The organism is Streptomyces sp. NPDC052036 (genome assembly GCF_040680495.1).
Lineage (GTDB): Bacteria > Actinomycetota > Actinomycetes > Streptomycetales > Streptomycetaceae > Streptomyces.
On the sequence record NZ_JBFAWW010000026.1, the window covers coordinates 52,809 to 66,618 of the forward strand.

General features: G+C 72.5%; 12 protein-coding genes. 9 read left to right on the forward strand and 3 right to left on the reverse strand.

Going from position 1 to position 13,810, the window contains the following annotated elements; translation table 11 throughout:
* Positions 1–40 precede the first annotated feature (40 nt).
* On the forward strand, positions 41–1,237 hold the full coding sequence (locus tag AB0L95_RS29225; protein ID WP_365166449.1) for a hypothetical protein: 1,197 nt from the start codon (positions 41–43) through the stop codon (positions 1,235–1,237).
* A 4-nt stretch (positions 1,238–1,241) separates the two neighbouring features.
* Here the strand turns inward: AB0L95_RS29225 and AB0L95_RS29230 are convergent, their stop codons facing one another.
* A complete protein-coding gene (locus AB0L95_RS29230) occupies positions 1,242–1,709 on the reverse strand; it encodes a PadR family transcriptional regulator (protein WP_365166451.1) in 468 nt (155 codons plus the stop codon).
* Positions 1,710–1,718: 9 nt separating this feature from the next.
* Here AB0L95_RS29230 and AB0L95_RS29235 point away from each other — a divergent pair, with 9 nt between their 5' ends.
* Positions 1,719–3,026, forward strand: a complete 1,308-nt coding sequence (locus AB0L95_RS29235) for an MATE family efflux transporter (protein ID WP_365166453.1) — start codon at positions 1,719–1,721, stop codon at positions 3,024–3,026.
* Here AB0L95_RS29235 and AB0L95_RS29240 read toward each other — a convergent pair.
* Positions 2,987–4,219, reverse strand: a complete 1,233-nt coding sequence (locus AB0L95_RS29240) for a glycosyltransferase 87 family protein (RefSeq protein WP_365166455.1) — start codon at positions 4,217–4,219, stop codon at positions 2,987–2,989. The two genes, AB0L95_RS29235 and AB0L95_RS29240, sit on opposite strands and share 40 nt — an antisense overlap.
* A 141-nt stretch (positions 4,220–4,360) precedes the next feature.
* Between AB0L95_RS29240 and AB0L95_RS29245 the strand changes: the two genes are divergently transcribed.
* Together AB0L95_RS29245 and AB0L95_RS29250 are read left to right on the forward strand one after the other, a co-directional pair.
* Positions 4,361–5,503: a glycosyltransferase family 4 protein gene (locus AB0L95_RS29245; RefSeq protein WP_365166457.1), complete on the forward strand. Its 1,143-nt coding sequence runs from the start codon at positions 4,361–4,363 to the stop codon at positions 5,501–5,503.
* A 100-nt stretch (positions 5,504–5,603) separates the two neighbouring features.
* On the forward strand, positions 5,604–7,190 hold the full coding sequence (locus AB0L95_RS29250) for a GMC oxidoreductase (protein ID WP_365166459.1): 1,587 nt from the start codon (positions 5,604–5,606) through the stop codon (positions 7,188–7,190).
* 18 nt (positions 7,191–7,208) lie between these two features.
* On the opposite strand, the gene AB0L95_RS29255 is transcribed toward AB0L95_RS29250, so the two are convergent.
* Positions 7,209–9,005 (reverse strand): AMP-dependent synthetase/ligase, encoded by a 1,797-nt coding sequence (locus AB0L95_RS29255; protein ID WP_365166462.1) that lies wholly within the window; start codon positions 9,003–9,005, stop codon positions 7,209–7,211.
* 308 nt (positions 9,006–9,313) lie between these two features.
* Between AB0L95_RS29255 and AB0L95_RS29260 the strand changes: the two genes are divergently transcribed.
* The 5 genes from AB0L95_RS29260 to AB0L95_RS29280 all read left to right on the forward strand — a co-directional run bounded on the left by AB0L95_RS29260 (position 9,314) and on the right by AB0L95_RS29280 (position 13,713).
* Positions 9,314–10,111 carry a metallophosphoesterase gene (locus tag AB0L95_RS29260; RefSeq protein ID WP_365166464.1) on the forward strand — a complete coding sequence of 266 codons (798 nt, stop codon included), beginning with the start codon at positions 9,314–9,316 and terminating at the stop codon, positions 10,109–10,111.
* A 170-nt stretch (positions 10,112–10,281) separates the two neighbouring features.
* Entirely contained in the window at positions 10,282–10,731 is a 450-nt protein-coding gene (locus tag AB0L95_RS29265; RefSeq protein WP_365166467.1) for an SRPBCC family protein, read from the forward strand.
* A gap of 159 nt (positions 10,732–10,890) precedes the next feature.
* Positions 10,891–12,060 carry an ArsA-related P-loop ATPase gene (locus AB0L95_RS29270; RefSeq protein WP_365166469.1) on the forward strand — a complete coding sequence of 390 codons (1,170 nt, stop codon included), beginning with the start codon at positions 10,891–10,893 and terminating at the stop codon, positions 12,058–12,060.
* Positions 12,061–12,174: 114 nt separating this feature from the next.
* Positions 12,175–12,675 (forward strand): DUF5304 domain-containing protein, encoded by a 501-nt coding sequence (locus AB0L95_RS29275; protein WP_365166471.1) that lies wholly within the window; start codon positions 12,175–12,177, stop codon positions 12,673–12,675.
* 84 nt (positions 12,676–12,759) lie between these two features.
* Positions 12,760–13,713: an ROK family glucokinase gene (locus AB0L95_RS29280; RefSeq protein ID WP_311690788.1), complete on the forward strand. Its 954-nt coding sequence runs from the start codon at positions 12,760–12,762 to the stop codon at positions 13,711–13,713.
* The last annotated feature ends 97 nt before the right edge of the window (positions 13,714–13,810 follow it).

A 13,810-nucleotide genomic window follows, 5' to 3' on the forward strand; every position in this document is an offset into this window, starting at 1 on the left:
GGCGCCCGTACCCGGCTCGGCCGACGCGTACCATCGGACAGTGGCTGGTCATGGGCGTGCGTCGGGGGTCGTTGCGTCCTGTGTGCTGCTTCTCGCCGGGCTCGTCGGCTGCGGCGGGCAGCCCGCGCCCGACTCCCAGACGGCCGCCGTGCAGCAGGTCCTCGACCGGCGGGCGGCCGCCGTGCTCGCCGGGAACCGGCCCGCGTTCCTCGCGACCGAGGCGCACACCGCCGACGCGGCCGAGTTCGACAATCTGCGCGCCGTTCCGCTGGCCGCCCTGTCGTACCGTGTCACGGCCCTGCACCGCACCGGCGACCGGGCGAGTGCCGACGCCGAACTGCGCTACCGCGTCAAGGACTACGACCGGGCGCCGGTCACCGCCGCCCGGGTGCTGCGGCTGACCCGCACCGACGGCCGCTGGTACGTCAGCGCCGACCAGCCCGCGAAGAAGGCGGGCGAGCAACTGTGGGAGCAGGGCGCGGTCGAGACCGTCCGCGGAACGCACAGCCTCGTCCTCGGTGTGGGGCAGCCCCGGGACGTCCTGCGGACCTACGCGGACCTCGCGGACCGGTCGGTCCCCGCCGTCACGCGGGCCTGGGGCACGGACTGGGTCCAGCATGTCGTGGTGCTCGTACCGCGGTCGCTGGGGGGGATGGCGGGGCTGCTCGGCGCGCCGGCCTCCGGTTACCGGGGGATCGCCGCGGTCACCACCGGGGAGGCGGGGGGCACGTCCCGCGCGCCCGCGGACCGGATCATCGTCAACCCGGACGCGTACAGCGTCCTTGGTGACCTGGGCAAACAGGTCGTGCTCCGGCACGAGACCACCCATGTGGCCACCCGCGCCCACACCACTGCGGCCACACCCCTGTGGCTGTCCGAGGGCTACGCCGACTGGGTCGGCTACCGCGACAGCGGCCGCGCCCCCAGGGAGGTGGCTCCCGAACTCGGCCGCTCGGTCGCCCGGGGCCAGGTCCCGGCCGCGCTGCCCGAGGACGCGGACTTCGCCTTCTCCGAGGACGCGGACACCCTGGCGGGGGCCTACGAGAGCGGCTGGCTGGCCTGCCGGATGATCGCCGACCACTGGGGCGAGGCCCGGCTGAACGCCTTCTACCGAGCGGTGGGCGACCACCGGACCCGCACCGGCGCGGTCGAGTCCGTCCTGAAGCACACCCTCGGCACGAACCTGGAGACGTTCACCCGGAAGTGGCGGGCGTATCTGCGGGCGCAACTGGCCTGATGGTTCACCCCGCCAGCCGGTCGATCGCCTCGCGCAGCCAGGCCCTCTCGGCCTCCCCCCTCGCCCGTGCGACCCGCAGCATGCCGGCCCGGAACGGATCCTCCGCCTCCTCGGCCCGTACGGGCCTGCCGTCACGGTAGAAGAAGCTTGCCGGGGTCTCCAGGAAGTCCAGCCGGCGGCGCAGCACCGCGGCCTGTTCGCCGGGGTCCGGGAGCCACCGCAGGAACGCCAGCACGGTGTTGAAGCGGGCATGGTCGGTGATCTCGGCCTGCTTGGGATGCCGCAGCCGCTCCAGGAGGTCCGCGCGGCCCTCGTCGGTGAGGGACAGGATGCGCCGCGGAGCCGCGCTCGTGCCCGCTTCGGTGCGCTGGTCCAGCTTTCCGGCCGCCACCAGGCGACTGATCGCGGGGTACAGGGCGCCGTCGCTGACCCGGTGGACATGGCCGTTCAGCGCCGCGATCCGTGCCTTCAACTCGTAGCCGTGCAGCGGTTCCTCCGCCAGGAAGCCCAGGACTCCGTCTACCTCTCCCTGCTGGCCTCCGTGGCCGCCGGGATCATCAACACCGTCTGGGTCTCCCGGCTCGGGGGCCCGGCAGTGGCGGCGGTCGCCGTGGCGACCAACACCGAGAACGTGCTGCTCGGCATCGCCCTGGTGTTCGCCTCCGGGACGACCGTGCTGGTCGCCCATGCCCGGGGCGCCGAGGACCCCGGGGCGGTCCGGGACGCCGTGCGCGGCGGCTGGGCGCTGTGCACGGTGACCACCCCGGCCGTCGTGTCGGGCGGCTTCCTGCTGCGGGAGCCCCTGACCCGGCTGGTCCTGGGCGGCGGGGGACCCGGGCTGCCCCTGGCCACCGCCTACTTCGCGATCTCGCTGCCCGGCATCGCCGTCTTCTTCGTCCAGCAGCTCGTCGACGGCATCCTCAAGGGCGCCGGCGACACCCGCACCCCGATGCGCCTCGCCCTCCTGGCCAACGGGCTGATCCTGGTGTGCGACCCCCTGCTGATCCATGTCTACGGGGTCCGGGGCGCCGCCGTCTCCACCGTGCTGTGCCGCTGCGCCGCCCTTGCCGTCGGTCTGCGCGTCCTACGGCGCACTCCGCTGCCGGACGCGGCGGCGGACTCCGGACCGGCGCGGCGGACCGGAGCCGCTCTGCGCCGCACGTTCACCACCGGCCTGCCGATGTCGGCCGACTTCACCGTGCGGCAGACCGGGGCCCTTGTCCTGGTGGCGCTCGTGGCCCGGCTCGGGGTGACGGGGGTGGCCGCCTATGCGATCGCCTACAAGGTCATGTATCTCGCCACCATGGCCTTCTACGCGGTCCGCCAGGCCGCCTCCATCCACACCGCGCACACCCGGGGAGCCGGCCAGGACGAGGGACGGGAGATCGGACGGCAGGCCGTGCTCGTGTCGGGGGCGGTGGGGCTGGCGTCCGCGGTGCTGCTGGGCGCCCTCGCGCCGTGGATCATGCGCGCCTTCGGCGCCGGGCCCGGGGTCGCGCACGACGGCGTGCTCTTCCTGCGCTGCATCGGCCCCTATCTGCTGCTGATGGCGTGCTGCATCGCCCTCGGCGGGGTCTTCGAGGGCGGCGGTGGCGCACCCCTGCTGCTGCGTGTGACGTTGCTCGGCACGGCGGTGCAACTGCCGCTCGCCTACGTCCTGTCGGAACCCGCCGGGCTGCCCGGGATCGCCCTGGCGTGCGCGCTCTCGATGGCGTCGCAGTACGGCGCGCTGGTCCTGCTGGTACCCCGTCAGGAAGGCGCCAGGGTCTCCTGGGTGCGGGGGGTCTGAGGGGGGACGGCCGGCGGGGGGACGGAGACCGTGGTGCGCCACAGGGTGCGCGCGGCCGTCAGGGTGGCGAGGAGCAGCAGACCGTTGCGGGCGAGGAGGAGGGTGACGCCCAGTCGGTCACTGGCGACGACGTTCCCGAAGTAGACCGGGAACTCCAGGACGGTGGCCAGGCAGGCGGCCAGGATCAGTCCGGCGGGCAGGGTCATCCGGCTGCCGCGCCGGGACAGGCACACCGCCGCCAGCCCGACCAGCCACACCAGGTACTGGGGGCTGATCACCCGGCTGGTGACCGTGAACAGCAGGACCGCGACGAAGGCCGCGTCCGCGAGCGCGTGCGGCGGCAGACGGCGGACGCGCAGCCGCCACAGCAGCAGCCAGCCGAAGGCGATCACGGACAGGGCCATGGCCGCCGCGCTCACCCAGTCCACGTACGGGCCGAGGAACTCCACCGAGCCGTAGTTGAGCAGCACCTGCCCCCGCCAGCCGAAGTGCCGGGCGATGTGGAAGACCAGTGAGCCCATCGACTCCACCTCGGTGCCGCGGTCGCGCTGGGCGGTCAGGAAGGAGAAGGCGCCGGGCGCCGTCAGACCGAACAGCAGCGCCAGGGCGCCGGCCGTCGCCGCGGCCGAGACCCAGGCCCGGCGGCTCGCGGCCCCCACCAGCAGCAGCGCCGGCCACACCTTCAGCAGGGCGCCGAGGGCCGTGAGTGCGCCCATCACACGCGGCCGGCCCGCCCCCGCGAGCAGCGCCGCGACCGCCACCGCGGTCACCATCACGTCGTAGCGGGCGTAGACGGTCGGGCCGAGCAGGGCGACGCCGGCCGTCCACAGCCAGGCGCCGCGCAGTGTCCTGCCGGGGCGGGTGCCCGCGTACCAGAGCAGGCAGAGGGCCACCAGGTCGGCGAGGAGGGCGAGGACGAAGAAGGCCCGCGTGTAGTCCAGGAAGGGCAGCAGCGCGGGGGAGAGGATCGCGAGCGCGGCGGCGGGCGGGTACTGCCAGGTGACGTCGTGACGCGGGAACGTCCCGGTGCGCAGGGTGTCGTACCACCCGTGGTAGATGACCGAGACGTCGGTGGTGACGTCCGGACCGGGGAAGACGAACACCCTGAGGACGAAGAGCAGCAGGGCCACCCTGGTCAGGCCCCAGAAGGCGAGCAGCCAGACCGGGAACCTCCGTGTGCCCGCCATCTCCACCCGACCCCTGTTCCGGCGCGTCCCGCGTCGTCGTCACCCTGCGGGGCCATGATTCCGTGCGGGACTGTGCGAGGGCCATGAAGCGCGGCCGTGCGGAGGTGTGAGGACGGTCGCACCTCGGGTTCGGTACTGTCGACGGCGATGCACAAGACCCTGATCGTGACCAACGACTTCCCGCCCCGCCCGGGCGGCATCCAGGCGTTCCTGCACAACATGGCGCTGCGTCTGGACCCGGAGCGCCTGGTCGTCTACGCCTCCACCTGGAAGCGCGGCCGCGAGGGCGCCGAGGCGAGCGCCGCCTTCGACGCCGAGCAGCCCTTCACCGTCGTACGGGACCGGACGACGATGCTGCTGCCGACGCCGGGCGCGACCCGGCGGGCCGTGGGACTGCTGCGGGAGCACGGTTGTACGTCGGTGTGGTTCGGCGCGGCGGCCCCGCTCGGCCTGATGGCGCCCGCGCTGCGCCGGGCCGGGGCGCGGCGCCTGGTGGCCACCACCCACGGTCATGAGGCGGGCTGGGCCCAGCTTCCCGCGGCACGCGACCTGTTGCGCCGGATCGGGGAGTCGACGGACACGATCACCTACCTCGGTGAGTACACCCGCTCGCGGATCGCCTCCGTCCTGACCCCGCAGGCGGCCGGGCGCATGGTGCAACTGCCCCCGGGGGTGGACGAGAAGACGTTCCATCCGGGCTCGGGCGGCGACGAGGCCCGCGAGCGCCTCGGGTTCACGGACCGCCCGGTGGTGGTCTGCGTGTCCCGGCTGGTCCGGCGCAAGGGCCAGGACACGCTGATCCAGGCGATGCCGCGGATCCTGGCCAAGGAGCCGGAGACGGTCCTGCTGATCGTCGGGGGCGGGCCCTACGAGAGGGATCTGCGCAGACTCGCGCACGAGACCGGGGTCGCCGACGCCGTCCACTTCACCGGCGCCGTCCCCTGGTCCGAGCTGCCCGCGTACTACGGCGCGGGCGACGTCTTCGCGATGCCGTGCCGCACCCGGCGGGGCGGCCTGGACGTCGAGGGCCTCGGCATCGTGTACCTGGAGGCGTCCGCCACGGGCCTCCCCGTGGTCGCGGGGGACTCGGGCGGCGCCCCGGACGCGGTGCTCGACGGCGAGACCGGCTGGGTGGTGCGGGGCGGCTCCGAGGAGGACGCCGCGGACCGGATCATCACCCTCCTGGGCGACCCGGAGCTGCGTCGCCGCATGGGGGAGCGGGGGCGGCAGTGGGTGGAGGAGAAATGGCGCTGGGACCTCTTGGCGGAGAGGCTCGAAGCGTTGCTGTGACGGGCCCCAGGGGCTAGCCGGAACCGAATAGTCCGCGGATGCTGCGCCCATGACAGAGAAACTGACGCATCGTCAACTGACTAGACGTCACATACTGGGCATGATCGCCCTCCAGACGGCCGCCACCGCCGGCCTCACCCGCGTCGGCCTCCAGTCCGCCCACGCGGCGGAGCCCGACGCCGTCGACAACGCCCCCGCGATCGTCATCGGCTCCGGCTACGGCGGTGCCGTGGCCGCCCTGCGCCTCGGCCAGGCGGGCATCCGCACCCTCGTCCTGGAGATGGGCCGGCTGTGGAACACCACCGGATCCGACGGCAAGGTCTTCTGCTCCACCAGCGCCCCCGACCAGCGATCGATGTGGTTCCGCACACGCACCGAGGCGCCGCTGGCCACCTTCCTGTGGCTGGACGTCGTCAACCGGAACATCAGCAGCTACCCCGGCGTCCTCGACCGTGTGCACTTCGACCACATGTCCGTCTACGTGGGCCGGGGCGTCGGCGGCGGCTCCCTGGTCAACGGAGGCATGGCCCCGACCCCCCAGCCGTCCTACTTCAGCGAGCAGTTCCCCACCGTCGACGCCGGCGAGATGTACGCCACGTACTTCCCGCGCGCCCGCTCCATGCTCGGCGTCAACACCGTCGACCCGGCCTGGTTCGAGTCCACGGCCTGGTACCGGTTCGCCCGCACCTCACGGAAGGCCGCCGCCAACACCGGTCTGAAGACCGCCTTCGTGCCCAACGTCTACGACTTCGACTACATGCAGCGCGAGGCGGCCGGCACGGCGACCAGGTCCGCGCTGGCCGGCGAGGTCATCTACGGCAACAACCAGGGCAAGCGCAGCCTCGACAAGACCTATCTGGCCGCCGCGCTCGGCACCGGCAACGTGACCATCAACACCCTGGAGCGGGTCAGGGAGATCCGCCGGGCCGCCGACGGCACGTATCTGCTGACCGCCGACCGGATCGACCTCACCGGCGCGGTCGTCGAGACCAAGAGTTACGCGTGCACGTACCTCTTCCTGGGCGCGGGCAGCCTCGGCACCACCGAACTGCTGGTGCGCGCCCGCGAGACGGGCACCCTGCCCGCGCTCGACGCGAGCGTCGGCACCGGCTGGGGCACCAACGGCAATGTGATGCTCGGCCGCGCCAACCACATCTGGGACACGGTCGGCGCCGACGAATCGACCATCCCCGTCATGGGCATCGACGACTGGGCCAACACCGACAACCCCGTCTTCGCCGAGATCGCCCCCCTGCCCATGGGACTGGAGCACTGGATCAGCCTCTACCTCGCGATCACCAAGAACCCGGAGCGCGCGTCGTTCTCCTACGACGCGGCGACGGACTCGGCGAAGCTCGGCTGGACCGCTGCCCAGAGCGCCGTCTCCGTGAGCATGGCGAAGAAACTGTTCGACCGGATCAACGCCGCCAACGCGACCATCTACCGGTACGACCTGTTCGGCACCCCCAGCAAGGCTTTCGCCGACGACTTCACGTACCACCCGCTCGGCGGCTGCGTCCTCGGCCGGGCCACCGACGACTGCGGCCGGGTCAAGGGCTACTCGAAGCTGTACGTCACCGACGGCTCCCTGGTGCCGGGCTCCCTCGGCGTCAACCCGTTCCTCACCATCACCGCGCTCGCCGAACGCACCATGACGCGGGTCCTCGCCGAGGACACCGCGTCATGATCTGACAGCCGAGGCCGGCTACTTCCGGTAGATGGCCTCGATCTCCTCCGCGAAGTCCTTGGCCACCACGGAGCGCCGGAGCTTCAGGGACGGCGTCAGGTGGCCCGAGTCCTCGTCGAACTGGGAGGGGAGAATGCGGAACTTCCGCACCGATTCCGCCTTCGACACCGCGGCGTTGCCGTCGTCGACCGCGTCCTGGATCGCCGCGATCAGATCCGGGTCGTCACGCAGCGACGCCGCGGTGGAACCCGCCGGCTTGCCGTGCTCGGAAGCCCAGCGCGTCAGGAACTCCTCGTCGAGGGTGATCAGCGCGCCCACGAACGGCCGCCCGTCACCCACCACCATGCACTCCGCGACCAGCGCGTGCGCCCGGATGCGGTCCTCGATCACGGCCGGGGCGACGTTCTTGCCGCCCGCGGTGACGATGATCTCCTTCTTGCGGCCGGTGATCATCAGATAGCCGTCCTCGTCGAGGGTGCCGATGTCACCGGTGTGGAACCAGCCGTCGGCCAGCGCCTCCGCGGTCGCGGCCTCGTTGTTCCAGTACTCGGGGAACACGTGCTCGCCGTGCAGCAGCACCTCGCCGTCGTCCGCGATACGGATCACGGAACCCGGCAGCGGCTGGCCGACCGTGCCGATCTTCTGCCGGTCCCAGGGGTTGAAGGCGGTGGCCGCGGTGGTCTCGGTCAGGCCGTAGCCCTCCAGGACCGTGAAGCCGATGCCGCGGAAGAAGTGGCCGAGGCGCTCGCCGAGCGGGGCGCCGCCGGAGATGGCGTACTCGCCACGACCGCCCAGCACCGCGCGCAGCTTGCTGTAGACGAGCTTGTCGAACGTCTTGTGCTTGATCTTCAGACCGAGCGACGGGCCGGAGGGGGTGTCCAGCGCACGGCTGTACGCGATCGCCGCGTCCACCGCCTTGTCGAAGATCTTGCCCTTGCCCTCGGCCCGCGCCTTGGCCCGCGCCGAGTTGTAGACCTTCTCGAAGACGCGCGGCACACCGAGGATCAACGTCGGCCGGAACGCCGCGAGTTCGTCGGTGAGGTTCTTGATGTCCGGGACGCAGCCGAGCTTGATGGGCGCCATCATGGGCGCGATCTGCACCAGACGACCGAAGACGTGCGCGAGCGGCAGGAAGAGGAGGACGGAGCACTCGCCCGTGCGGAAGAGCGGACGCAGCCGCTCGACGATGTTGCCGCACTCGGCGAAGAAGTTGCGGTGCGTGAGCACACAGCCCTTGGGGCGCCCGGTGGTCCCGCTGGTGTAGACGATGGTCGCCGTGTCGTCGGCCTTGGCGAGCGAGCTGCGCTCCTCGACCGTGGCGTCGCTGACGTCCTGGCCGGCCCGGCCCAGTTCCTCGACGCCCCCGGCCTCGATCTGCCAGACGTGCTTGAGCGCCGGCAGCCGGTCGCGCACCGACTCGACGGCAGTGGCGTGCGCGTCCAGCTCCACGAGACAGGCGGTCGCGCCCGAGTCGCCGAGGATCCACTCCACCTGCTCCGGCGAGCTGGTCTCGTACACCGGCACGGTGACCGCCCCGGCGCTCCAGATCGCGAAGTCCAGCAGGGTCCACTCATAGCGGGTGCGGGACATGAGACCGACCCGGTCGCCCGGCTGCACACCGGAGGCGATGAGTCCCTTCGCCGCGCTGCGCACCTCGGTGAGGAAGGTGGCGGCGGTGACGTCCTGCCAGACCCCGGCCACCTTGCGGCCCATGACGGCGACGTCCGGATGCTGCGCGGCGTTTCTGCGGACGATGTCGGTCAGATTGCCGTCCGCAGGGACCTCGTACAAAGCCGGAAGGCTGAACTCGCGCAAGACTGCTGCTCCTCATTGGGCGCCGACGCCACGACTCTGGGTGTGCTGCGACGGTGCGGTCCAAGGCTCGGTCAGGTACGCAGGGTTCCTACGACAGTCGTTGGTTGAAACCCTGAGCACGACTGGACTGCCCGGACGTTACCCGTCGGTATGGCCTCCGGGACAGGGGGTCCCGGCGAGATGTTCCGTGCGTCACACGTCTTGGCGTTCCTTGACGCACAGTAGTCCACCGCTTTCCTGACTGGCCAGTAATCGCTGGTCCGACCGCCACTGTTCACATATGTCCCACACCCCTACGCTTGATCGTCATGACACCCACACCGGAGGGCAGGCCGAGGATGCGCGTCCACGTGGTCAGCGACGTGCACGGCAACGTGCGTGACCTGGCCAGAGCGGGCGACGGGGCCGACGCCCTCGTCTGTCTGGGCGATCTGGTCCTCTTCCTGGACTATGCCGACCACTCGCGCGGCATCTTCCCGGACCTCTTCGGCAAGGAGAACGCCGACCGGATCGTCGAGCTGCGCACCGCCCGCCGCTTCGAGGAGGCGCGCGCCTTCGGCGCCCGGCTGTGGGCCGGCGTGGGCGAGGAGCGCGCCGCGCTGATCGAGAAGGCGGTACGCAGACAGTACGCCGAACTGTTCGCCGCGTTCCCGTCCCCGACCTACGCCACCTACGGAAATGTCGACATGCCGACTCTGTGGTCCGAGTACGCCGGTCCGGGCATCACCGTGCTCGACGGCCAGCGGGTGGAGATCGGCGGCTGGACCTTCGGCTTCGTCGGCGGGGGCCTGCGCACCCCCATGCGGACGCCGTACGAGCTCAGCGACGAGGAGTACGCGGCGAAGATCGAGGCGGTGGGGGACGTGGACGTGCTGTGCACCCACATCCCGCCGGAGGTGCCCGAGCTGGTCTACGACACGGTGGCGCGCCGCTTCGAGCGGGGCAGCCGGGCCCTGCTGGAGGCGATCCGCCGCACACGCCCGCGGTACTCCCTCTTCGGCCACGTCCATCAGCCGCTGGTGAGCCGGATGCGGATCGGCGCGACCGAGTGCGTGAACGTGGGGCATTTCGCGGGGCGCGGGAGGCCCTGGGTGCTGGAGTGGTGACCCGCGGGACCCCTTGCACGGTCCGGTGCGCGCGGCCGGTGGCCGAACCGCAGGTGGGGTGGTAGCGGCACGGCGCGTGCGCGGTAGCCTTCACGCTGCACACACGTGCGCACGGGCGCACCCCCGCGCACCCCCTCCCTCACCGGACCGCATCTGGAGGAGCCACGGCGATGGCGGAACACACCAGCTCGAGCATCACGATCGAGGCGGCTCCGGCCGATGTCATGCGGGTGATCGCCGACTTCGCGCGCTATCCGGACTGGACGGGCGAGGTGAAGGAGGCCGAGGTGCTCGCGGCGGACGCGCAGGGCCGTGCCGAACAGGTGCACCTGGTCATGGACGCGGGCGCGATCAAGGACGACCAGACGCTGGCGTACACCTGGACGGGCGGCTACGAGGTCTCCTGGACCCTGGTCAAGTCCCAGATGCTGCGCTCCCTGGACGGCTCGTACCTGCTCAAGCCGGCGGCCTCGGGCGGCACGGAGGTGACGTACCAGCTGACGGTCGACGTCAAGATCCCGATGCTCGGCATGATCAAGCGCAAGGCGGAGAAGGTCATCATTGACCGCGCCCTGGCGGGCCTGAAGAAGCGGGTGGAGTCGGGCGAGGGCGAGAAGTAGCGGAGCCGGGCCGGCCGGATCCGGGCGGCCCGGTCCCAGGTCGCGCGGAAGGGGCCGCCCCCGCAGCTCAGGGGCGGCGGCCGCCGGACGGTGCCCGCCGCCCGGGCTCGCCGATGACCTGCTCAGCGCGGGGGCCGGGCACCGGTAGCGTTCACCCCCATGCGCACCATCCTGATCACCGGCCCCGGCGGCTCGGGCCGCACCACCGTCGCCGCGGCCACCGCGCTGGAAGCAGCCCGCCGGGGCACCCGCACCCTCGTCCTCACCGCCGATCGCACCGACACCCTCGGTGCCGTCCTCGGGGTCCCCACCGGCACCGCCCCAGCCGAGGCCGCGCCCGGGCTCATGGCCTGGCGCCCGGACGCCGACGCCCGCTTCCGGGAGGACCTCGTCGCCTTCCAGGACCGCGCGGCCGGCGCGCTCGACCTGCTCGGCGCCGCCCGGCTGGACCCCGAGGAGGTCACCCCCCTCCCCGGCGCCGGGGAACTGGCCCTTCTGCGCGCCCTGCGCGACGCCGCCCTCTCCGACGCCTACGACCTCCTCGTCGTCGATCTGCCCCCCGCCCCGCAGGCGCTCGCCCTGCTCGCCCTGCCCGGGGAGCTGCGCCGCTATCTGCGCCGGCTGCTGCCGCCGGAGCGACAGGCCGCCCGCGCCCTGCGTCCCGTCCTCGGCCGCCTCGCGGGCGTGCCGATGCCCGCCGAGTGGCTGTACGAGACCGCCGCCCGCTGGAACGTCGAACTGGCCGCCGTCGAGGCCGTCGTCGCCGACCGGGCCACGAGCGCCTGGCTGGTCGCCGAGCCGGGCCCGGCCGGCGTCGACGCCGTCCGGACCGCCGCCACCGGTCTCGCCCTGCACGGTCTGCGCGCCGAGGCTCTGGTCGCGAACCGGGTCCTGCCCGACGACGCCCCCGACCCGTGGCTCGCCGGACTCGTGGCCCAGCAGCGCAAGGCCGTGGAGGAGTGGCGGGGCGCCTACGACGTCCACGTCGTCCCCCACCTCGGCCGGGACCCGCGCGGCGCCGACGATCTCACCGCGCTCGCCGTCCCGGCCGTCAATCCGGCGCCCGCCTCCGTCGAGTGGCCCGTGACGGACCGGCGCGCCGAGGACGGCGTACTGGTCTGGCACATTCCGCTGCCCGGCGCCATACGCGACGAACTGGACCTCGTCCGGCGCGGGGACGAACTGGTCGTGACCGCGGGATCGTTCCGCCGGATCGTCCCGCTGCCGTCGGCCCTGCGCCGCTGCACCGTCTCCGGGGCCGCGCTGCGGGAGGGCGAGCTGCGCATCCGTTTCGCACCCGACCCGGAGCTGTGGCCGCGACGGGTCTGACCGGGACTGTGCGGCGCCCGGAACCGGCCCCCGGAATCGGCCCCCGTACCCGGTGAACCGCGTACCGCCGTTCGGGTACCGTCGGAGGTACGAACCGCCAGTCAGGAGTCCGCCATGAGCGAAGAGCGCCCCCCGTCCGACGCCGCTCAGGAGAAGGCAGCCGACGGCTGGGGCACCCCCTCTTCGGGCGAAGCCGACGCCGACGCCTGGGCCAAGGCGTGCGCCGAGGACCTCGCCGCGGAGAGGTCCCGCCGCCGTGACCGCTACGGACCGCCGCCCGGCTCGGCCGCCGAGGAGCTGCGCAGGCTCGTCGACGCCGTCACGGACAAGCTGTCCGAGCTGCCGACGCCACTGTTCGGTGCCGCCGCCTCGGGCGCGGCCCAGCAGATGATCCAGCAGGTGGTGCAACAGGCCAAGACCGCCGTGGAACCGGTGATAGAGCGCAATCCGGATGTCTTCGACCATCTCGCCGCGGCCGGTTCGGAGCTGCTCGCGGCCTACCGCTCCGCCGTCGAGGGCCAGGAGCGGCGCTGGACGAGCCGTACCTCCGACGACGCCGACGCCCGTCGCAGGGGCGGGGAGCAGGGTCCCGGAGAGCACATCGACCTGGACTAGGGAGGCGGGGGCCGCCGTCCGACGGCCCTCAGCCCCCTCGGGTACGGTTGGCCGTAGCGGGGCTCGACCGAAACTGAGGGATTCATGGGACTCACCATCGGCGTCGACATCGGCGGCACGAAGATCGCGGCCGGTGTGGTCGACGAGGAAGGCAACATCCTCTCGACCCACAAGGTGCCGACTCCGGGCACGCCCGAGGCGATCGTGGACGCCATTGCCGCTGCCGTCGAGGGCGCCCGTGCCGGGCACGAGATCGTCGGCGTGGGAATCGGAGCCGCAGGCTACGTCAACCGCCAGAGGTCCACGGTCTACTTCGCGCCGAACATCGACTGGCGCCAGGAGCCGCTGAAGGAGAAGGTCGAGGCCCGCGTGGGCCTCCCGGTGGTCGTCGAGAACGACGCGAACGCGGCCGCGTGGGGCGAGTACAAGTTCGGCGCGGGCAAGGGCCACCGCAACGTCATCTGCATCACGCTCGGCACCGGCCTCGGCGGCGGCATCATCATCGGCAACAAGCTCCGCCGCGGCCACTTCGGCGTGGCCGCCGAGTTCGGCCACATCCGGATGGTCCCGGACGGCCTGCTGTGCGGCTGCGGCTCGCAGGGCTGCTGGGAGCAGTACGCCTCCGGCCGCGCCCTGGTGCGGTACGCCAAGCAGCGCGCCAACGCCACCCCCGAGCACGCCGAGGTGCTGCTCTCGCTCGGTGACGGCACCCCCGAGGGCATCGAGGGCAAGCACATCTCCATGGCCGCCCGCCAGGGCGACCCGGTGGCCGTCGACTCCTACCGCGAGCTGGCCCGCTGGGCCGGTGCCGGCCTCGCCGACCTGGCCTCGCTGTTCGATCCCTCCGCGTTCATCGTCGGCGGCGGCCTCTCGGACGAGGGCGAGCTGGTCCTCGACCCGATCCGCAAGTCGTACAAGCGCTGGCTGGTCGGCGGCAACTGGCGCCCGGTCGCCGATGTGATCGCCGCGCAGCTCGGCAACAAGGCGGGCCTGGTCGGCGCCGCGGACCTGGCCCGGGAGCCCGACCCGATCATGTGAGACGAGCAGGGGCGGAAGCGGACCGCGCGCAGGGGCTTCCCCGCGCGCGGTCCGCTTCCGCCCCTCACCCGCCGCCGCACCGCCGTCGTCCCGCACG